This window comes from Paenibacillus sp. FSL R7-0048, from assembly GCF_038004505.1.
Classification (GTDB): domain Bacteria; phylum Bacillota; class Bacilli; order Paenibacillales; family Paenibacillaceae; genus Paenibacillus_AQ; species Paenibacillus_AQ odorifer.
On sequence record NZ_JBBORF010000001.1, the window covers coordinates 1,334,634 to 1,353,707 of the forward strand.

At 40.7% G+C, this 19,074-nt stretch carries 23 protein-coding genes; 17 read left to right on the forward strand and 6 right to left on the reverse strand.

Translation table 11 applies throughout. The features are described from left to right. Positions 1-29 precede the first annotated feature (29 nt). Together NSQ91_RS05785 and NSQ91_RS05790 are read left to right on the forward strand one after the other, a co-directional pair. Complete coding sequence (locus NSQ91_RS05785; protein WP_340916842.1) at positions 30-986, forward strand: hypothetical protein; 957 nt, start codon at positions 30-32, stop codon at positions 984-986. 247 nt (positions 987-1,233) lie between these two features. Beyond that, a complete protein-coding gene (locus NSQ91_RS05790; RefSeq protein WP_340916845.1) occupies positions 1,234-1,518 on the forward strand; it encodes a hypothetical protein in 285 nt (94 codons plus the stop codon). A gap of 236 nt (positions 1,519-1,754) precedes the next feature. On the opposite strand, the gene NSQ91_RS05795 is transcribed toward NSQ91_RS05790, so the two are convergent. Then, entirely contained in the window at positions 1,755-2,351 is a 597-nt protein-coding gene (locus tag NSQ91_RS05795) for a chloramphenicol phosphotransferase CPT family protein (protein WP_340916848.1), read from the reverse strand. A 261-nt stretch (positions 2,352-2,612) separates the two neighbouring features. On the opposite strand from NSQ91_RS05795, the gene NSQ91_RS05800 reads away from it, so the two are divergent. Both NSQ91_RS05800 and NSQ91_RS05805 read left to right on the forward strand, forming a co-directional pair. Then, positions 2,613-3,104: a hypothetical protein gene (locus NSQ91_RS05800; RefSeq protein WP_340916850.1), complete on the forward strand. Its 492-nt coding sequence runs from the start codon at positions 2,613-2,615 to the stop codon at positions 3,102-3,104. A 151-nt stretch (positions 3,105-3,255) separates the two neighbouring features. Beyond that, positions 3,256-3,885, forward strand: coding sequence for a serine/threonine protein kinase (locus NSQ91_RS05805; RefSeq protein WP_340916853.1), 630 nt, complete (start codon positions 3,256-3,258; stop codon positions 3,883-3,885). Between the two features lie 252 nt (positions 3,886-4,137). Here the strand turns inward: NSQ91_RS05805 and NSQ91_RS05810 are convergent, their stop codons facing one another. From NSQ91_RS05810 to NSQ91_RS05820, 3 genes are all read right to left on the reverse strand, one after another. Beyond that, positions 4,138-4,911: a hypothetical protein gene (locus NSQ91_RS05810; RefSeq protein ID WP_340916856.1), complete on the reverse strand. Its 774-nt coding sequence runs from the start codon at positions 4,909-4,911 to the stop codon at positions 4,138-4,140. 384 nt (positions 4,912-5,295) lie between these two features. Continuing rightward, positions 5,296-5,610 carry a hypothetical protein gene (locus NSQ91_RS05815; RefSeq protein WP_340916859.1) on the reverse strand — a complete coding sequence of 105 codons (315 nt, stop codon included), beginning with the start codon at positions 5,608-5,610 and terminating at the stop codon, positions 5,296-5,298. Between the two features lie 246 nt (positions 5,611-5,856). After that, a complete protein-coding gene (locus tag NSQ91_RS05820) occupies positions 5,857-5,988 on the reverse strand; it encodes a hypothetical protein (RefSeq protein WP_340916862.1) in 132 nt (43 codons plus the stop codon). A gap of 731 nt (positions 5,989-6,719) precedes the next feature. On the opposite strand from NSQ91_RS05820, the gene NSQ91_RS05825 reads away from it, so the two are divergent. Beyond that, entirely contained in the window at positions 6,720-7,982 is a 1,263-nt protein-coding gene (locus NSQ91_RS05825; protein ID WP_340916864.1) for an FHA domain-containing protein, read from the forward strand. 27 nt (positions 7,983-8,009) lie between these two features. On the opposite strand, the gene NSQ91_RS05830 is transcribed toward NSQ91_RS05825, so the two are convergent. Together NSQ91_RS05830 and NSQ91_RS05835 are read right to left on the reverse strand one after the other, a co-directional pair. Beyond that, a complete protein-coding gene (locus tag NSQ91_RS05830) occupies positions 8,010-8,912 on the reverse strand; it encodes a TIGR01777 family oxidoreductase (RefSeq protein WP_445670808.1) in 903 nt (300 codons plus the stop codon). A gap of 48 nt (positions 8,913-8,960) precedes the next feature. Further along, entirely contained in the window at positions 8,961-9,422 is a 462-nt protein-coding gene (locus NSQ91_RS05835) for a DUF2621 domain-containing protein (protein WP_036681700.1), read from the reverse strand. A gap of 172 nt (positions 9,423-9,594) precedes the next feature. On the opposite strand from NSQ91_RS05835, the gene NSQ91_RS05840 reads away from it, so the two are divergent. From NSQ91_RS05840 to NSQ91_RS05895, 12 genes are all read left to right on the forward strand, one after another. Beyond that, positions 9,595-10,704: a deoxyribonuclease IV gene (locus NSQ91_RS05840; protein WP_036681702.1), complete on the forward strand. Its 1,110-nt coding sequence runs from the start codon at positions 9,595-9,597 to the stop codon at positions 10,702-10,704. A gap of 65 nt (positions 10,705-10,769) precedes the next feature. After that, positions 10,770-11,669 carry a formyltetrahydrofolate deformylase gene (gene purU, locus NSQ91_RS05845; protein WP_340012027.1) on the forward strand — a complete coding sequence of 300 codons (900 nt, stop codon included), beginning with the start codon at positions 10,770-10,772 and terminating at the stop codon, positions 11,667-11,669. 175 nt (positions 11,670-11,844) lie between these two features. After that, on the forward strand, positions 11,845-12,594 hold the full coding sequence (locus NSQ91_RS05850) for an SAF domain-containing protein (protein WP_076307115.1): 750 nt from the start codon (positions 11,845-11,847) through the stop codon (positions 12,592-12,594). 12 nt (positions 12,595-12,606) lie between these two features. Continuing rightward, positions 12,607-13,671 carry a hypothetical protein gene (locus NSQ91_RS05855; protein WP_340916874.1) on the forward strand — a complete coding sequence of 355 codons (1,065 nt, stop codon included), beginning with the start codon at positions 12,607-12,609 and terminating at the stop codon, positions 13,669-13,671. Then, a complete protein-coding gene (locus tag NSQ91_RS05860; protein ID WP_340916876.1) occupies positions 13,668-15,113 on the forward strand; it encodes an ATPase, T2SS/T4P/T4SS family in 1,446 nt (481 codons plus the stop codon). Before NSQ91_RS05855 ends, NSQ91_RS05860 begins: the two co-directional genes overlap by 4 nt. 12 nt (positions 15,114-15,125) lie before the next feature. Continuing rightward, complete coding sequence (locus tag NSQ91_RS05865) at positions 15,126-16,175, forward strand: hypothetical protein (RefSeq protein WP_076185800.1); 1,050 nt, start codon at positions 15,126-15,128, stop codon at positions 16,173-16,175. An 11-nt stretch (positions 16,176-16,186) separates the two neighbouring features. Next, positions 16,187-17,056: a hypothetical protein gene (locus NSQ91_RS05870; RefSeq protein ID WP_036681711.1), complete on the forward strand. Its 870-nt coding sequence runs from the start codon at positions 16,187-16,189 to the stop codon at positions 17,054-17,056. 57 nt (positions 17,057-17,113) lie between these two features. Next, complete coding sequence (locus NSQ91_RS05875; RefSeq protein ID WP_076137569.1) at positions 17,114-17,323, forward strand: hypothetical protein; 210 nt, start codon at positions 17,114-17,116, stop codon at positions 17,321-17,323. A gap of 5 nt (positions 17,324-17,328) precedes the next feature. Further along, positions 17,329-17,472 (forward strand): hypothetical protein, encoded by a 144-nt coding sequence (locus tag NSQ91_RS05880; RefSeq protein WP_162636675.1) that lies wholly within the window; start codon positions 17,329-17,331, stop codon positions 17,470-17,472. A gap of 15 nt (positions 17,473-17,487) precedes the next feature. Beyond that, the gene (locus NSQ91_RS05885; RefSeq protein WP_076220818.1) at positions 17,488-17,868 is read left to right on the forward strand and encodes a hypothetical protein; all 381 of its coding nucleotides are present in this window, start codon (positions 17,488-17,490) and stop codon (positions 17,866-17,868) included. Between the two features lie 20 nt (positions 17,869-17,888). After that, complete coding sequence (locus tag NSQ91_RS05890) at positions 17,889-18,386, forward strand: hypothetical protein (RefSeq protein ID WP_076128182.1); 498 nt, start codon at positions 17,889-17,891, stop codon at positions 18,384-18,386. A gap of 35 nt (positions 18,387-18,421) precedes the next feature. Further along, positions 18,422-19,066: a hypothetical protein gene (locus NSQ91_RS05895; RefSeq protein WP_076304501.1), complete on the forward strand. Its 645-nt coding sequence runs from the start codon at positions 18,422-18,424 to the stop codon at positions 19,064-19,066. Positions 19,067-19,074 lie beyond the last annotated feature (8 nt).

Here is a 19,074-nt window from a genome sequence, read left to right on the forward strand (position 1 = left end):
GGTATCCTGTTAAGAAAGAGGGGGATACCATGATGACTTGGGATATCAATTTTCAATCTGCAGATGAACTAGTGCAAACATTTAAAAAGCATAATAATCAGGCGTATGATCTATTTCAAAAGCATCCAGAATACGAGGAAGTCTTAATAAAGAGGGCTGAGGAAGCAGGTTATAATTACTTTGAAGTTATGAACGTTGGAAATGCAGAAGAGGTTATTATATTTCAGTTATGGGAAGATATCCTCTCCTTGTTTACTGAAGAAGAGGTGTCAGAATTAAAAAAGAGAGTAGCAATCGGACTTGTCAATAGCGGTGAGCACAGAGCGCGAGTGGAGAGAACTAAATATGATGTCATTCTTATCAACTATGGCATGATTACCTTTATAAATCAGTGCACAAAATATAAAATAGCATCCAATGAACTTGAATATATTGAATTCTGCGACAGAAAAGAACCAAAAACGGTCACGTTGGATGATATCAATACATTTTACAACGAACTGATTGTCAATTATAGAACACATGGGGTTCCATTCGGTCCACTCATTCTCCTAGCTAAGGAGGCAGATTTTCTGCGGGGGGATATGCTCTATGTTAAGGAGCTGTTTATTGTATCGCATGAACTCGCTCACATTTTACTGGATCATAGAGAACAATCACATGAGGTAGAATATCATGCTGACCATCTTGCATATCGCATTACAAAAGATGTTCTTACCAAAAAGCGGATCTGGCTTAATGAAAAATTTATGTTGTTAGCTCTCAAGGATCTGTTTCAGGATATGCAGCATCTAAGAGGGGCGGTAGAAAGCCCCACTCATCCCCAGCCATATGGACGGCTGCTTCAGCTCACAACATCATATTATGGAGAAAAACTAGCAAATGCTTTAAAAAAAGCATTACTCTATGGTGAAAACGGAGAATATGAGAAGCTATTGAGCGAAATTCCAGATTACCCACAAAACGTGCTACCAGCAAGGGAGTGACTGAAATCAGATGCTGCACCGCTGGTGCAGCATTTTCACCACGCTAACCTGGTATAGCTTAATGAAGCAGTATCAGTCTAAATGCTTACTTTCTCAGTCTGTGTTGTCAAAAGAAAATCCGAAAAATAAGTGTTAGATTCGGGAAATAAAGTTCCAGTAGGTCGAGTTATCTTTAATATCCTTTCTCTTTTGCCGAATCAGGTGATTCATTTGGATATGATGTGATATTGCGATAGGATTAATATATATGTGCAACTTAAAGACTAAGGAAAATAAAACAAAAACATGGGAAATTCATAACAGTTTAATACTTAATGATGAAGGTGTTTTAATAGTTATTTACTTAAATTTCCTAAGTAAGAACGACTGGGAATTCGAGTATAGGATATGGAATGCTGAGAAAATCCCTAAAGTAACCTTGTTAGAGGGGAAACCCCCGATAGTTGAAACTATGTTGGAAGAAAAACGAGATATTGAAATGCTATCTGCGTATTTATTCCCTGAGCATGGCTTTAAATTAGGTGTTCGCTGAAAATAGAGTATTAGACTGGAGTTATTGATTAAACGGGTTTTTGCATTGAAGAGTTATTAGTTTTAAAAACAAATTAATAAAAGCAGCGGCAGTCTAAGACTTGATAATAAGTCCTAGACTGCCGCTGTTGTCGTTCAACTAGCGTTTCCGTTTAGCTTAATTCCTAAATCCGTCGGGCAGCCAGAGGGGGAGTAGCCCCAATGCTTGAATTTAGTGTTAATTGATGAATTTTCCTTCTATGAATCACGAATCTCTCTTTTACTTAATTTTTTAAATACCGAGTGTGACAGATCGTGATTAATAAACCTTAATATTTTATCGGCACATTCAGTTGGGTTCAACTTTTCAGTATTAACTTCAAGGTCATATTCATCAAAGGAATATACTTTGTTGTACTGGTAAAGCGCTAATCCAAAGGCTCGATCTCCTCTAATGTGCTCTCTTCTTATGAGTCCGTCCCTTGAACACAATACACCTACAAACAATGTGGGAAGATCCATCAGCAGATCATGTAATTCATTGAAGTGCTTGTCATTATCAATTACGGTATCGACGATGACATTCAGCCCCATTTCCGAAAACAATTTAATGGTCGCATAGTACACTGAACTGATGGGATCAAAAAGGATCTCTGAGATAACTTCATCATCCAATACTCGTGTAGGTCTAATACCTGGATATGTTTTATTGATAAAATCATTGTAGTTACCAGAAAAATCATCATAGGATAAGTGATGAAATTGGATCTCGTTCTGTTTTTTTAGTTCCATAGTAATACTGGTTTTTCCTGAGCTTGAAGCTCCATTCAATAAAATAACAAGTCCTTTCTTCAAACGAACCACCTCACATATCAAGATTTGCGTATAAAATAACGTTATATCGAGAAATTCTTTAAATTATCCAAGTGATAAAATATTCGAGGGACGATTCGACTATCCTGCCTGTTAGTTGAAACAGCGGCGAGTGATGTTACTCGGCTGAAGCCTTTCAATAGTATAGAACTATACTATAAAAAAAGAGAGTTAAAAGTCATGTTTTTACAATATTATACCTGTTACAATGTACTCAAATTTGAATTGAAAGGAAGTTTTAATATGTTTGGTTTACTGAATAAGTTTGAAATTAAGGAATGGTCTTTATCTTTTGGAGCGCTAAGTGCTACGATTGGAAAAAGGAGCGACGAGTATAAAGAAGATATTTTAAGAGAGCTATTCGTCATTAGGCATATTTTATCAAACTTTTGCTTTCGTTATGATGCTCTCCAAGATCACTTGGGTAATATTATGGATGACGATAATGAGCGTCTAGCGCACATTGCAAATGAATTGTTTGACAAAGTGTTCGTAACTTATGAAGAAGTATCTAAAGAAATTTTAGGTAGTAAATACTTTGTATTACTTGAAAAGGAACAAAGGAATAATCTTTTAGAGGGTTTTAATTACATAACAAGTGAAAAAGTGAGTATGGAACAGATTGTAGATTATGATTTAGACCCTGACGAAAAGATAGACCTTGTCATTGGATTAAATAATCTACTTGCAAAAATTGATGAACAAATTGAATTAGTCCTTAACAGCATTGATTAAAATCATTCTTTAATTAAAAGAAGAAAAACACCGTTCTATTGTTCAACATTAGTCGTAATACGATTCTCCCTGCTGCTTGTAACCCCAGGTTTCCAAACTTAACTTCAAATGGTATTCTAAGTTTACCAAACTTTTTTTAGGGGAAATGAAGATGAAATCTACTTTTCGCAAAGACCAACTACATAAATGGGAGGAATTTCTACATGGAATTTTTCCTGACGGTATACCCCAACAACATGAATGGACAGAAACTACAGAAATCATTGGAATTCTTGAAAAAATCGGACACGCAAATGCATTGAATCACACATTTATACCCTTTAGGGGCGGTATGGATTTGACTGGAGCAAGACAGTCGTACGAACAAGGTTGTGTAGAAATGTATTTGTGTGGTTTTCCATACATTTTGAAAATTTCAAAGGTGAAGTTTCAATCATTCAATGAAGCTCCTTTGGAATGGGCACATTTTCGTGTAATCACTGTTCCGCTCAAGCCAAGTGGTGTATACGAAAAATCTGAATCTAATTTTGAAGAACTTACAGAAATTACACCTGGTGATTACATTGATCTTAAGTTCCATGAGAATGGTGAATTTCAAGGAGAATCCTTGCCTCAAAGTGCGCGATCCTTAGTCAGATTGTTCAGTGGAGATTTTGTGGTTTTTTCAAAAGGATCATTGTATAACGCTAACCCGAATACATACGATGGTAGACACAGCAAATTGGGTGAAGAATGGTTTCTTATGTATTTGAGAAACGAAATTCTTCAGACGACAAATTAATAAAAAACAATAAATATTTAAATGATCTTCTTAAATTCAAGGCACATGCAAATTATCAACAACTGGGAAAAACGTCGAAGGCATGCTCCGAACGGAAACGGCATCTAAAGCTCTGATCGAACACAATGATATCCCGTCGCCGTCAGCTAGCTCACTTTTATCTGATCTCAAAAATAACAAGTGGATGTAAAGACGATGGCCTTAGAAAGTTTTGTAAATGGAACTCAGATAAAAATTGTTGTATTTACATAATCAATCTAAGACTTTATTTGCTTCTACACCTACAACGTCAGTAGCTACCTTTTTTATCACCGAAGAATCGATTTTTGAAATTTCACGCAAATAAGCTTTGTTAAACCTTGGATTATAGATACCTAATTTCTTTACATCATGAAACTCCCTATGTATTGAACAAATACCTAAAATGTAATACATCAATAATTGCAAAGTATGACCAGTCGTTGGCTTATTCTTTGAAACCTGGAAATCCCATAGGGTATTTTCGGTGAGAAAGTCTCCATCGCCTGATGTAACCGTTGGTGTGTACCCAAGTTCAAAAGTGAAGCCTTCTTTGATGATTGGCCCATATTCTTCAAAAAAAGCAAGACTACGGTTAACCATGGTGCGGATATTAAAGACCGTTTTTTCGTCTACATGAATATCATCTGCATTCTTATATCCGATAATCCCCACTCTAGTGCATACATCATAACCCACAAGTTTACATGCAAATCTTATAGATAGATCATCCAACCCCCGCACTCTAGACAGGAAGAAATCGGCGTCTTCTCTTTCGCCAATAATTGATGCACCACGCAATGAGATATCAAATGCTTGTTCCGCAGGAGTCCCCATTGTATAACGGGTCAAATAATCAACTGCTAACCCAACTAAACCTGCATGAATGTTCTCTTCTGGATAGAGTTCAACCCCATCATCCAATAATATTTCAACAAAATCTTTTGGTTTCAGGTAGCCCCCGCGAGGTTGCTTAATTTGTGCAATTCTTTGTGTGACTGATGTCATGAGACTCACTCCTTAGTCCATTTTTCCGATTTTTCCTTCTAAAAAAAATTATATTAACATATATTGGGAGTATCCTGCCCGTTAACTTAATGAAGCTACCGCTAGTCTAATACTTTATTTTCTTTGGAAACTTTTATCGTTAAAAAAATGAACCACGATTGCCTTTTGCATGAAATACTCTCCCTCCAAGAAAGCGTGATGAAATATTTTCAATTGCCACTTCTATTTAATTCTTGTTCATTATTTCTATATGTAAATCAAGTGTAATGCTATTCATTAATGTCTAGAGGATGGACCACATTATGATCCATTATTATATTGTCTAAGGTCGCTATTAAGTAGACAAGCCCTTGCTTCTATGCAGGGGCTTGTCTAACTGTAAAACTAAAAACCTAATTTTTTATATACCACTTCAGCAAGAGCAGCCTGGGACATTTCATGAAAAGTCGTAAATTTCGTCGTAGAACTAACATAGCTCTCTAAGTCTTCCTGGGGAAGGGCCGCAAAGTCTTCTTCCGATTTAACGCCAACGCCTTCAAGAAAGACAGAGATGTTCTCACATGGTGTGTGTTTCTGAATAAAGGAATCTGGGAAGAGTTCCTCAAAGGACATTTGTTTTTGTGCACCAAGTTCCTGAACGCCTTTACTCATTTGTTTCAATCTGTTGTTTAATTCATTAAAACCAGTTACTTTTAGCATCTAGATCACACCTTTACAGGAATTTTTGTATCATAAACCTTACTGTAGGAGCTATGGTTATTTTCGAAAAGATGAATATCGATATATGATAAAGAATCACTCTTGGAGAACAGGTATGTGTGATTCGAAAGGTGATTAATCTGAAAGAAAATGATTGAGGGATTATTTATTCGTAATTATTTGTGATATAAGAGTCTCCTTCAGATGTACCCGCATCTGAAGGAGGAGAAGTTTAGGTTATGAAGCTTACTTTAATCTTTTTATTAATTTGTCGAATTGCTTATCCACTTCACGTGAGATTTCACGTTCAAACCTTTTTAGATCGTTTTTGGTTTGTGACTTCGATCCGCCGACTCTAATCTTAATTGTTTTACTCATAGACTCACTCCCTTTTATGTTATTTGATATTATTTGGATTGCGAGAGGACACTGGCAGCTAGAGACTTGGTTAACTTACTGGTTTGTTTATTTTGTAGAGCTTTCGAAGCAACAGTTGACATCTTGGAACTTGAAGTTTTTTGTGAACTGGATTTAGCCATTATGACACCTCCATATCTATATATTGTATTTTCAAATAAATGGTAACCCAATATATTGTGTTTGTAAACATTTTTTTTTACTAACAGCTTGTCCACAGGATATTCACAGTAAGTACGCTTGTTCCCATGGGTTTATCCACAAAATGGGGCAGAAAATCCACTCTGAAAATAAATAATGAGCAAATTTACGTATGATTCGCTTTAGAAATTTAAAGATATATTATCCTGCTTTTTTAGACCCAAATACGGTATGCTAAATAGAACAGTTTATTTTAGAGAAGTGAAATGAATTCTACCTACTTTCGTAATACGTTTCTGTTCAAAATCTATTAAAGTATTTATGTATTCGTAAGAATGCAGAGGTTCTGAATAGCGTAGTTGACACTGATTAAGAAAATTAAAGGAGTTAATTAACCGTATATAAAGTTTGGAATGATAAATCTAAGATTTTAATGATGCCATTTCGAACATTAAGAATTATTATTTTTGAGAAGAAGAGTAATTAAATAGACGTTAGCTGGCTATCGAGGCGACTTCATCAATAAAGTTACTTTTTTATTAGAGGGAAAAATGAGGGCTTATACGCAAACAGAGGCCATTTTTATTGAAGGGTCGTTACAGAGCGGTAAAGTATACCTGACCTACATACCCATTCAGGAGAATAAGTCTGGTTCAAAGCTTGGAGAGTCACTCAAGTCACTAATCATGGTGTTAATGGCATCTATCACAGAGCTAACTGGCAGTGGTGTGCAAAGACTATTGCAATATTGCAGTGAAGAGGGATTTACTCCAGCTGGCTTAAAGATTCTTTTATCAGAGTTGCTGACAGAAAGAGAGCCCGTTACACCTGAAAGACAGCTTCATGAAGGCGTAAAAGAATATCTAGTGAAAGAGGCAGCAGCTCCACCATTAAGAAAAATATATGAGCATCGCGAAGATAAGGGATTGGAGCAGCCGACTGCTACTCCTTGGATCAGCAGCTATCCTAATCTTAAGATAAAAGAGGAGGAGAGCGTGTCTCTAAGCTTGGAGGATGAGCAGGTAACGAATCCGCAAGCCTCAAGCTCAAGAACCTATATAGTGCTAGGGTGTCTATTAGGAGATGCACTACTGTGGAAGTTTCTATATTTGGATAGTCCAAAGCCGTTATGGCTTGCCGTCTGTGTAGTTGTGACGATTGTATTGGCTGTTTTAAGTTGGATGGTTTGGAGCGGAAGGTTAAAGCTTGGTAAAGAAGATGATGATAGTCTGAGTGAAGATTCTGAAGATACTAACTGTAATCCGAGTCGGAAAGAATTGGAGTGGAATTTTGGCAGGAACCCTGTGACTTCTACGCGTCCTCCAGCAACAATCCCAAAGGTAACACCGCAATTCTCAGATTCAGCAGCTAACGTTCCGGCAACCCGTCATGAATCACTAGCAGAGGAACATTGTTCTGTTAAAGCACAAGAAGCCATAGCGCCAACAACTTTATTATCACAGGAGAAACCGCCTGAGCAAGGACGACAAATCGAAAAGCTGGATCAGAGTATTCCTTATCTTCAAAGAAGCGGTGAGGAGGGTGAAGAGGCGGAAATGATCGAGTTAAATCGAACTAGCTTCATTATCGGCCGATCGGCAGAGGTCGCTCAATATGTGGAAAGATCAGAAGGAGCTTCTAGAGTACACGCTGAGATATCTAGGAGCACCAGCGGATATATTCTCAAGGATCTTGACTCCAGAAATGGAACGCCTTTTCAAGGTGAAGCCATGGTCCCGTATAAAGAGTATCCACTAACAGAGGGGACCACATTTAAAATTATAAAAGGAAGCTACACATTCCATATAGTATGAAGGTGAGTTCTAACGATGAATGTGGCTCTACAATTTTTGTTTTTTCAAATCTTCTAAAGCGACTTGAAGTGTAGGGAAGGTAAAGTCAAAGCCATGATTTAATGCCGCTGCGGGCAGGACGCGCTGACCTTTGAGTAAGATTTCGGATAATTCTCCGACTGCTGTTTTTAACAGGAAGGCTGGCAAAGGGAACCAGTGCGGCCGTTTGTAGACTTTGCCAATCGTCCTGCCGAACTCTTCGTTCGTTACCGGATGTGGAGCAGTCGCATTAACAGGTCCGTTAATCGTGGGATTTTGCGTACAGAAATCAATTAGACGGACGATATCCGTCAGATGAATCCAAGAGACCCACTGCTTTCCGGAGCCAATGTTACCGCCAAAACCTAATAAATAAGGCAACTTCATTTTGGGGAATGCTCCGCTCTCATTGCCGAGCACAACTCCGGTACGCAGCTTGACCACGTGGATACCATGGTAAGTTTCATCTGAAGCCTCTTCCCATGTCTTAACTACTTCTGAAGGGAAATCCATGACCTGGGCTGGTGAGGACTCACTAAAAGTATCCTCTAAAGAGGTACCGTAAATCGCCACGGCGGAAGCCTGAATGATTACGGAAGGCTTTTGCTTCATTTGATCTACTAATTTAGCTGCTGCGGAAACGGTTGCAAGTCGGGACTGCATAATCGCTTTTTTGCCACTTGGACTCCAGCGCTGGCTAAGGGAAGCTCCGGCGAGATTAATTAGGGCAGCTGCATTTTCCACTGGAGCGGGATTAGAACTTAGACTGTCCCAGGTGTGGTAACTCAGCTTAGGATGAATTGTTGTTGCGTCTTTTGGTAAATTCCGACCTACAATAGCAACTTCATTACCTGCTTGCAGCCAGTATTTTGCTAGTTCGCTACCTATAAAACCGGTGCCGCCACATATCACATATTTCAAAGGAGGGCCTCCGTTCTAAATCGTACAATTCATTAAAAATTACTTAAACAAATGCTGGTAAGCAGAGTAATCGATTTTATTCTTTTCGAGAAAATTGACAAGAAAACGGTTATCGCGCCGCGGTGTGGCAACTATGTAACCTTTAATGCAGTGATCGCGAGTAACTTCTTTTGCATTGCTCTCGACGGCGATTTTTCCGATCTCGGCAGCAATAGAATGCTTCGCAATATCACGAAATGGACCAGGTACAGGTTGAACAAGCTGGTCCAAAAAGGCTTTTGTTTCGTCACTCCAGAGCGGGCGGCTACGTTCCACCCAGTAATTTTGCCAGTCTAGCTTTGACTTTCCATCAGCTTTGGGCAGGACCTTTAGGAATTTGCGGAACATAAAAAAACCGCCGATACACATGGAACCGAGCAGCATAAATGTCCAGAAAGCGATAGAGTTCATAAACCAATTGCTCGGTGTGGATAATAAACCAAGTCCTGATTGGATAAACATGCATACACCACCTTTTGGCAATGAGGATTCTCACACGAATTATTCTCATATTAAAGTATAGCTTATTTCCAAAGTTTTGCGAAGCAGAACCCGGCATATTGGCCTCGTCTAGATTTATTTTTCCGATCACGGTAGAATAGGGGTTAATTCGTGAAGGAAAGAGGGAAGAAGTATGCTGAAAATAGGTTCACACGTGTCTTGCTCGGACAAGGGTCTTTTGACCGCAGCAAATGAAGCAAATGAGTATGGTTCTAGCTCGTTTATGATATATACAGGAGCGCCGCAGAATACGCGCCGCAAGCCGATTGATGCCATGTATCCCAACGAAGGGAAGCAGGTTATGAAAGAGAATGGTGTAGAGGAGATTGTTGTCCATGCACCTTACATTATTAATCTCGCTTCCTATAAAGAGAATACGTACCAACTGGCTGTTGATTTCCTGCAAGAGGAAATACGCCGTACCCATGCACTTGAGGTCAAGCATATTGTATTACATCCAGGTGCGTTCACTGATAAAGATGCTGAATATGGTATTCAGCGGATTGCAGATGGTCTGAATGAGGTGCTTGGAGGCACGAATGAAACGGAAGTGCATATCGCTCTAGAAACTATGGCTGGCAAAGGAACAGAGATCGGCCGCAGCTTCGAAGAAATCGCTTCTATTATTGCTAAGGTCGAACATAACGAACGTCTATCGGTCTGTCTTGATACTTGCCACATTCATGATGCTGGTTATGATATCGTTAATGATTTGGACGGTGTTCTCAACAAATTTGATGAGACTATCGGGTTGAATCGTCTTGGTGTAATCCACATTAATGACAGTAAAAATCCATGTGGCGCTCGCAAAGACCGTCACACGCCAATTGGCTCGGGTTGGATTGGGTTTGATACGATTAACAAAATCGTACACCATGAAAAGCTGGAAGGTCTGCCTTTCATTCTGGAGACCCCATGGATTGGTAAAGATGCTAAGACACAACGTCCGATGTATGAGGTGGAGATCGCTTTGCTGCGAGGTAACGTAGCTGAACGCTTTGGACCGGAATTCGTGCAGGATGTTGAAACATTACGTGAATTTTTTGCCAAGCAGGAGATTGATTCCCGTCAATATGTACTTAATGTCTGGGAGCTGCTGAAGAACGATGCCAAAGCTAAAAAAGCTGATCCACGTGAACCACTGGAGCGTCTATACGATGAAGTTGTCGCTGCCCAGCTGTTCCCGCAACTAAGCGAGGAAGCTATTAATCATCGTTTAATTGCTTGGTTAGCAGGCAATTAAGTGCTCGTGAACGCTTAAGCTATACTTCAGATTGCGTATGTAGATGAGAGGATGGGAAGAGGGTCATGGAATTACACGTAAAAAGAAACAATTCGTCAGGTGTCGAGCATTATTCCAACCGGGCACGTATGCTCATTTCCTGTCCTGACGGACCGGGAATTGTGGCGGCTGTATCACACTTTCTGTATCAGCATGGCGCAAATATTGTGCAGTCGGATCAGTATACGATGGATCCAGATGGTGGAATGTTCTTTATGAGAGTCGAGTTTGACCTACCTGAATTAGGCGATCGTCTGGAAGAGATTCGCTCTCAATTTGGCGGAGTGGCGGAGCGTTTTAAGATGGACTGGAAGATTTTTAATGTTCGTCATAAGAAGAAACTTGCCATATTCGTCTCTAAAGAAGACCATTGTCTTGTTGAACTGCTCTGGCAGTGGCAAGCGGGCGATCTCGATGCCGATATTGCCCTCGTCGTTAGTAACCATTTGGATATGAAATCTTATGTCGAGTCGTTTGGCATTCCATTTCATCATATTCCAGTCACAGCGGATACTAAGGATGAAGCAGAAAAACACCAGTTAGCGGTCATCGGAGACGATATCGATGTTATTATATTGGCACGGTATATGCAGATTATCTCGCCGTCCTTTATTGAGCATTATCGCCATCAGATTATTAATATTCACCACTCTTTCCTGCCTGCCTTTATTGGCGGCAATCCATACGCCCAAGCGTACCAACGTGGGGTGAAAATTATCGGGGCAACCGCTCACTATGTTACTGAAGAACTAGATGGTGGACCGATTATTGAACAGGATGTGCAGCGGGTAAGCCACAGTGATGATGTTATTGAGCTGAAACGGATTGGGCGTACCATTGAACGTGTTGTTCTGGCTCGTGCGGTGAAATGGCATATCGAGGACCGGATTCTCGTCCATCAGAATAAAACTGTAGTATTTAAATAAAGGTCTTCTCCGGTGAAAGCAACGGTTATGCCCGAGGGCTTTCACCGGAATCCTTTAATTTAATAGTTCACTAAATCTCTATCAGGTAAAAAAGCATTTTACCAGCAGCTTGGCTATTTATGCCAAGGTGCTTTTTGTCGTTCTCAAAAATCATGTAGTTAAGGAGGTGGAAGGTTTGGCGTTACAGCGGGGACGTTTGTTAAAACGTAATTATTTTTTCGCAAGTCTCATTTTGATTACTGGATTCGGGGGATTGCTAGGTTATGATCTCTATTTCAAGCCCTACGTGCTTTCCCAAACCGTGGTCAAAGTTAAGGTGCGAGCTGGGGAATCTCTACCTAAAAATTATGAGCTGAAAGCAAGTGATTTGTATCTGGATTCTGTTCAGACCAAGGATATACCCTCTGGTGTAATTACGGAAATCGCACAAGTGGAGTACAAAATTACGAATGTGAATCTGACTAACGGTAGTATTTTGACAGCATCACTGGTGGATGTTAGTGATTTAGAGCCTTTGCAGGATGAAGGTATATTTCCTATTCCGAAGGAGGCTATTTATGCCATCAATGGTTCGTTGCGAAGCCGGGATAAGGTAGACATTTATCTTGTAGAAGGTGAGCGAGAGAAGCAGCGAGAGGCGCTTGATTCAAATACAGTTAAAAAAGAAAACGAGGAACAGGTGAAAAAACAAAGCTTGCTTAGCGATCCTGCTAAAGAGATCTTTTTATCTGGAGTTACCGTGAACTATGTGCGAACAGAAGACAATAATGATGTGCAGGATTCTGAGAAAGGCAACAACAATAACCGATTCACTTCTACTGGCAAGGTGGCGACACCAGAATTGAAGCTGAAGAAAAGTGAGGGTCAACGGCTAGGGCAATTTTTGGAGCAGGGCAAAAAACTGTGGATCGTACGGGTAGAGTAGGGGGAGATTGCCTTGAAAATATTTAGTCTCGGCATAGATCAGTTAACGATTAATGATATCAAAAACGCGGGATTTAATGTAATTACACAAAACGTGTATCCCGATCCGGCGCATACCGAAGGTCATATGTTAATGGTTACTAGTGACCAGGTATCTGTTCAAGCGCTTAGCGAGCTGCGATACAAATATCCAAGCTCTATGATCCTGTATTTATATCTGCAAAAGGGAATTCGCGGCTATCAAGCTGTGCATATGTTATGTGAAAGCTTAGGTCTATATTTTATTCCTCCTCGTTGTACCTCGTCAGCAGTGATAGAGAAGATTCGTTTTATCCTGGAAGAGGATGGCGAGGAACGGAGCAATTTGGTTGGCTTTTTTGGCTCAGGTCCAGGCATTGGCTGCACGAGTGTGGCGAAGCTGTTCGCAAGACGAATTGCTGCGGCAGGTCTACGTGTTCTTGTACTTGGTTTGGATTTATATGACCCCGGGTATGACCGCAAAGCGACGATAAGTCTAGACAAACTGCGCCCCAAGCTTACAGGGAAGATGATTCATGATGAAGATTTCGAGCAATTGATTAGGCAGGATGGCTATTTGTATCTACCGGGGAATTACGACTACTTGAGTGTCCAGGATTATCTGGAGGAAGAGATCGAATATTTCTTGGCTAGAGCTGGAGCAAATGCGGATGTGGTTATTGCTGATTTCGGTTCAATTCCCGAGAGTGCTGCGTGGTATGTCGGTATGCAAAAGTCGTCGTTACGCATGATTGTCACTCATCCTAAACATGAACACAGATTAGAACCTCTATTCGAGCTTGCGGGGCATATAGATCTGCGTCCGCATGATTTCCAGCTGATCATTAACCGCAGTAATGTGGAGGAAATATCTTCGTCCAAAAATATAGCCCTTAGATTTGGCACTGAAATCTTGCTGGAGCTACCGTATTACCAGCCCTTGCAGGAAAGCTTGCCTCTAGGCAAAAAAGAGCTACAGCATGTGGATGATAAGGTACATTCTCTATTGGTGTCGATGGGATTAGCGCCAGAGAACAAAAAGAAAGGGATATTTCTATGATTGAAACTCTCGCGAGTCGTCCACTCTTTTCTCTAAAACAAAGCGTGCTGCGCACTAGCAAACCGGGCAAGGAAGATTTTTATGCTTTTTTACAAAAAATGAAAACCGAGATGAACGAAGGGTTAGAACGTGAGGATGACGCTTACTTCGAGCTAAATGCAAAGGCATTAATTGGCGATCCGCAGGCAGTTAGCTTTTTTATGAATGAGATTGAGAAGTACTTACGAAAAACACCTTTTACTGGAAAGGTTCCAGAAGCGTACCGAACGGCGGCAGAGGCCCTGTATCACGAGTGGAAGGGTTTTGGACCAGCGTATCGTTGGTTTACTGATCGTGCATACAGCGAGTCAACCGGATTACAAATGATTGGGAAGCAAATTTTTTATAACCATAAAGGTGAGTTTATAGCTTATCCGTATGAAATGCCTTCACTGGATCGGGTGGAGCAGCTGAAGCGTTCCTTGCTAAAAAGTGATCCCAATAAAAAGCTGAACAAGGATAATCCTTCGGTGGAGTTCAAAATGGATGATCCGCTCTGGCCAGGTAGATTTATTCGGCTTGCGATTTGGGTATCACCTAGGGTCTGGGAGGGTTTTACTACGATATCACTGCGGCGACAGGTTGTAGAATTCCTGGATTTGGAGGATCAAGCGGGTACGGAATGTATTCCTGCCGAGGCGGTTGAGTTCATTCGGGCGTTATCGTCCACATTTCGCAACACCATTATTGCGGGTGCTGTAGGGTCAGGAAAAACAACATTTGCCAATACGATCGTTGGTGAGCAACTGCTTGGCTCTTCCTCCTGCATGGGAGTAGTGATGATAGAGAAACATCCGGAATCCATTTTACCGTATCAAATTAAAGGGCATCGAATTATTCCAATTCAAGCTGCGAATGAGGAACTGATGGAGGTGGGAGTAGAGTCGCTGCGGCATGACCCAAATATTTTGTATATGACAGAGATGCGTTATAACGAGTGGGAATTTTATTTGTGGAGTGGGGAAAAAGGATACGACGGGATCACCGGAACCTTCCACACCGTGGATTCGGAGGACATTCCTTATCAAGGTGCGTTTGCTGTGTCGACAAGAATTGGCGGGAGTCTAAAGGGGCATTTGATTTCTGCGCTGAAATCATGCGAGCTGGTGTTTATTTTGGAGAGTGTCCCGAACGGGAAGAAGCGGCTGGCGCGAATATCAGAAATCTTTTACGAAGAGGAGAGAAATTCAGTGTTTGCTAATGATCTTATGCGCTGGGAGCCGGAGGAAATGTGTTGGTCTTATAATGACAAGCTGACGAAAAATCTGATGCTGAAAATGACTAAGAAAAATGCGAAGGCTACACAGATTGTCCTGAAAGAGCTGGGACGACTTGCATCAACAAAGCCGATGGATCAGCCGCTTAAAGAAAGCTTGAAATCTAAGATAGTACTTAATGAGTGAGGAGGTACAGCTATGGATTTACTATTTTATATTTTTCGTTTTGTCCTTCATTTATGGATTGTGTGGGGACTGTGGTTACTCACCAAACTGCTCATCGAAAGGCATTTACGGCAGGTAGTCCAGAAATTTGATTTTCGAATTAAACATAAGATGAGCAGTTTTGGCAAAAGAGTTAGCTCGGTTAAAAAAAGGCTGTGGCTCTACCGCCATCTGGACAAGCTTCTGTATTTCGTACACCGGAAGTATGAACCGGGTATTAGCGTTATGCGTTTTGTTATGCGTACAGCCATTTTGTTTATTGCGGTTTTCTTATCAGGACTACTGACACTTAGTGAGCTCCCTGGAAAGTTGAGTTTTAACAATCCTTTTTTGGAGGGGATTACTTTTAATGAGGGACAGCCGATTCAGGGGGCGTGGAGATTTCCGCTTTTTATAGCTGTAATATCTGCGACGATTCCTTATTTTCGTATGAGATACATCTATGCACAGCGGAAGGTACATGGAAGCTACGATCTCCTCGATGTAGTCAAAATCTCCACCAAATTCACACATTTGTCGGTAGATTCGATCCTTGATCGGACAGCGGATTTTCTTACAGATAAAAATGTACTAAAGAGCCCTCTGAAGCTGCTAGGTGCCGCATTTTCGAATTACAGTAATGAGAAGGAGCTTGTTGAGGAGGCAGGGAGATTCTCCAGCGCGATTGGCACCACCTTCGCTTTAGAGTTTATATCAGATCTGCTCTATGCCGAGAAGGAGGGAACCCGTTATTTAAAAAGCTCGCTAATGCTGTTGAATCGTTCTATGGAGCAGCAGAGAGAGACGATTTTGACTGTAAAAGCAGGAAGCAGAGATGCGATCAGCCTTGGCTTATATGGGAATCTTCTGGTTCTGGTATCTACGGTTGGAACCTTTATGTATATGCTGAAGCCCGATGTCTATTTTCAACTGCAGTTCGAAACTACGGTAGGCCTTTCCTTTTTGATGGTGATCGTCTCCGGCCTTTTTATCTCTTTTGTGATCAGTACTATTCTTGCCAGGCCCAAACTGGACTACCACTAAGGTGATGAACTATGGATAGATTATTACTACTAATTACAGTGATCGGGATCGTGTATGTCGCATTACTTGTGTTTGTGAGCAGCAGCAGTAAGCAGGAACGATATCTTGTCCGACTGGGCATCCGGTGGAATTCGCTGGGTGAACACGTGCAGAGTGATAGATTTCAGCAATTGTTGAATGAATGCGGTTTATCAATTTCGGCTCGAAAAGTTACGCTATTTCGTTATTCAGCGGCAATCATCTATTTATTTAGCCAAGTCGTCAGCGATTTCATCCGATCTGTTCCTTTTTCATTCTATGACCCTCTAATTGCTCTACTTATTCTCGTAATCAGCAGTCCGATGCGTTATCTTCCGCTTGGTTGGGTGTTGGCGTGGCTTCACCAAAAGACGAATATTCAAAAAGATGGCGAGTTGATCTCCTTCATTCGTCTCTATGAGAATAATCGCCTACGTAAGCGCGGATATGTGCAGTTTGGTGCTTTTTGTGGGAGTACAGCGGGACATTTTCAATATATACGTCAGGATTTGTATGAGCTGTCAGAACGGGCAGTAGATGAGGGTGTGGAGGGGGCGATTGAATGGTTTTGTGCCAAATTTCCGGATAACCATCACTTTATTAATGACATCCGGTCCATTTTGCTGGCGACAGAAGGCATGGATGATGACACGGAAGCTGCAAACTATTTGCGTGAACAAGGCAAGATTATCTCCAAAATCTCCAGCGATCAGTATTTAAAAAAATGGTCTTTCATCGGTGATCTATCGACGATTATTAATGTTATTCCATCGATTGCTACTTTTTTGATGATCGTTGCCATGGCGATGCAGTACATTTTGCTAATCAAAGGAAATTTTAATGGAGTCGGCATGTTCCAGTGAAAAATTGTATATTCAACCTTATTTTTAAAACCTAAAATAAAAAGGGAGAAATTAACAATGAAAAAAGACGCTATTTCTACAGGTTTGTTTATCGCTATCGGTTTTTTGTGTGTGGCCATCGTAATTGCCATTTTGATTCCTCTGGTGCGTGACGTGATTAATGCTGCCGATGATAATAGACCGACGATCCCGGGGGTATCTCTAACTCAACCGCTGGATTCCAGCCAGACTGCACTAACTATGTCCATGACTCACGTTTCGGTATAAGTCAGATGAAAAAAGACTCTATTTCCGTCGCTATGTTTTTGGCCATTGGCTTTGTAATTGCGGGGATGTTTGTCACGGTAGCTACGCATATGATCGGCAGCAGTCAGGATGATATCATCTCACATACTAAGCAAGTGGAACAGTATTAGAAGGAGGCGTGTCTAATGAAGGAGACCGTCCTCCGGGCATTGTTCATGTGGCTAGTCCTGTTTATTATCCTGCAGCCTATCTTCTCCTACATAGATTATCTGCTAGATTTACAGGTCAAAGCTAATACGTCCTATATCACACAAAAAGCAGCAACAGAGGGGATGGTTACAGCTTCTATGCGGAATGAAGTAATTTCAAATCTGAAGGCGATTGGATTTTCTGAAGCTTCGATAGAAATTACTAGCAGTACAGACACCGTTCAAGAGCGAAAGCAACGAATTGATGTGTATGTAACCGCGCCGCGGATAAATCTGTTTCCTTATAATTTTTCTACGGTTTCGCAGCCGACTCGATATTATGGGCATGGATCAATTATGAGTGAGTATCTCGATTGACTAAGGGATGAGCGTAATTTATGGATTACATTATTAAGCTGGCATTTGTCCTACTGATCTTTATCTACTCCTGGTTCTTTCAGATCCAGAATCAGGAGTGGGACCAGCTGCGCAGCATGTTAAAAGACGCAAATAATATCGCTGTTCACGATGCCGCACAGGAATTAGATGAGACCGAATTGACTCGTGGTCGTCTGATTATAGATCCCGAAGATGCGTACGATACTTTTCAGCAAACCCTGCAGAACAATCTAGGCCTTGATAGCGGCCTTTCCCCCCAAGGGGGCAGTCGTTTTAAGACACAAGTAAAGATTGTGAAGTTCGATATTATTGACGATTCCGATGGCGTGAATTTTCCACTTTTATACGAGGATAGCGAATATGGCATAACCAAATACATCGCAGGTCCTTCGGTTATTGCCGTCATAGAGACGGAACACCCGGTTCTGATCTTCAGATCCAAAACACAACAGCCCATCAGGGTGCCAGCAGTTCAGGAGTATAAGTTCAATAAGTAAGAAAAGCCAATTAAAGAAAAGGGAGAGATTCAGTGATGAAGAAGAACATTTTAAGAGCAGCTTTGACTACAACAATGTTACTTAGCATGGTATTGGGGCAAAACGTGATTACTAACGCAGCAGCGGTTACACCAGTAACCGCATCTACACCATCAGCTACAGCAAAACCTGCTGCTACACCAGCACCCATTATGAGGGATAACTTAAGTAAATATGGTTTGAAAAAGGATTTAGAGTTGCCGGTTACGGTTACGGCGGGTGGGCTTAGTTATACGCTGGAGAAGTTTATGATTTATGATTTCAAGTCAAAAGATGCACAAAATTTAGTGAAACAATTTAAATATGACTCATTTGGAGTAATGGTTAGCAAACCTAAACATTTCATATGGACTAAGATTACGATTAAGAATAACAGCAATAAAATTGTTAAAAGATCCTTAAATGATCAAAAAGAAAAATGGGTTTTATCACTAAAATATGGGGGGGAATTAGACCCAATTTGGCCGAAGGTAAATGAAGAGAAAATCAACAATAAAAGTGCATTCTATTACTACACGCTCAAGCCAGGGGAACAACTATCCACTTATCAAGCATTTTTATATGAAAAAGATTTTGACTATTTTGCAATTCGTATGTATCATGCTGGTGGATTTGATGAAAAATTAATAGTCAACTATTAAAAGGACAA

Excerpts from the sequence above, each read along its gene's own strand:
- NSQ91_RS05785 (WP_340916842.1), top strand. The coding sequence starts at position 30 with ATGATGACTTGGGATATCAATTTTCAATCTGCAGATGAACTAGTGCAA.
- NSQ91_RS05790 (WP_340916845.1), top strand. The coding sequence starts at position 1,234 with ATGTGCAACTTAAAGACTAAGGAAAATAAAACAAAAACATGGGAAATT.
- NSQ91_RS05800 (WP_340916850.1), top strand. The coding sequence starts at position 2,613 with ATGTTTGGTTTACTGAATAAGTTTGAAATTAAGGAATGGTCTTTATCT.
- NSQ91_RS05805 (WP_340916853.1), top strand. The coding sequence starts at position 3,256 with ATGAAATCTACTTTTCGCAAAGACCAACTACATAAATGGGAGGAATTT.
- NSQ91_RS05810 (WP_340916856.1), bottom strand. The coding sequence starts at position 4,911 with ATGACATCAGTCACACAAAGAATTGCACAAATTAAGCAACCTCGCGGG.
- NSQ91_RS05815 (WP_340916859.1), bottom strand. The coding sequence starts at position 5,610 with ATGCTAAAAGTAACTGGTTTTAATGAATTAAACAACAGATTGAAACAA.
- NSQ91_RS05820 (WP_340916862.1), bottom strand. The coding sequence starts at position 5,988 with ATGAGTAAAACAATTAAGATTAGAGTCGGCGGATCGAAGTCACAAACC.
- NSQ91_RS05825 (WP_340916864.1), top strand. The coding sequence starts at position 6,720 with ATGAGGGCTTATACGCAAACAGAGGCCATTTTTATTGAAGGGTCGTTA.
- NSQ91_RS05835 (WP_036681700.1), bottom strand. The coding sequence starts at position 9,422 with ATGTTTATCCAATCAGGACTTGGTTTATTATCCACACCGAGCAATTGG.
- NSQ91_RS05840 (WP_036681702.1), top strand. The coding sequence starts at position 9,595 with ATGCTGAAAATAGGTTCACACGTGTCTTGCTCGGACAAGGGTCTTTTG.
- purU (WP_340012027.1), top strand. The coding sequence starts at position 10,770 with ATGGAATTACACGTAAAAAGAAACAATTCGTCAGGTGTCGAGCATTAT.
- NSQ91_RS05860 (WP_340916876.1), top strand. The coding sequence starts at position 13,668 with ATGATTGAAACTCTCGCGAGTCGTCCACTCTTTTCTCTAAAACAAAGC.
- NSQ91_RS05865 (WP_076185800.1), top strand. The coding sequence starts at position 15,126 with ATGGATTTACTATTTTATATTTTTCGTTTTGTCCTTCATTTATGGATT.
- NSQ91_RS05870 (WP_036681711.1), top strand. The coding sequence starts at position 16,187 with ATGGATAGATTATTACTACTAATTACAGTGATCGGGATCGTGTATGTC.
- NSQ91_RS05875 (WP_076137569.1), top strand. The coding sequence starts at position 17,114 with ATGAAAAAAGACGCTATTTCTACAGGTTTGTTTATCGCTATCGGTTTT.
- NSQ91_RS05880 (WP_162636675.1), top strand. The coding sequence starts at position 17,329 with ATGAAAAAAGACTCTATTTCCGTCGCTATGTTTTTGGCCATTGGCTTT.
- NSQ91_RS05885 (WP_076220818.1), top strand. The coding sequence starts at position 17,488 with ATGAAGGAGACCGTCCTCCGGGCATTGTTCATGTGGCTAGTCCTGTTT.
- NSQ91_RS05890 (WP_076128182.1), top strand. The coding sequence starts at position 17,889 with ATGGATTACATTATTAAGCTGGCATTTGTCCTACTGATCTTTATCTAC.
- NSQ91_RS05895 (WP_076304501.1), top strand. The coding sequence starts at position 18,422 with ATGAAGAAGAACATTTTAAGAGCAGCTTTGACTACAACAATGTTACTT.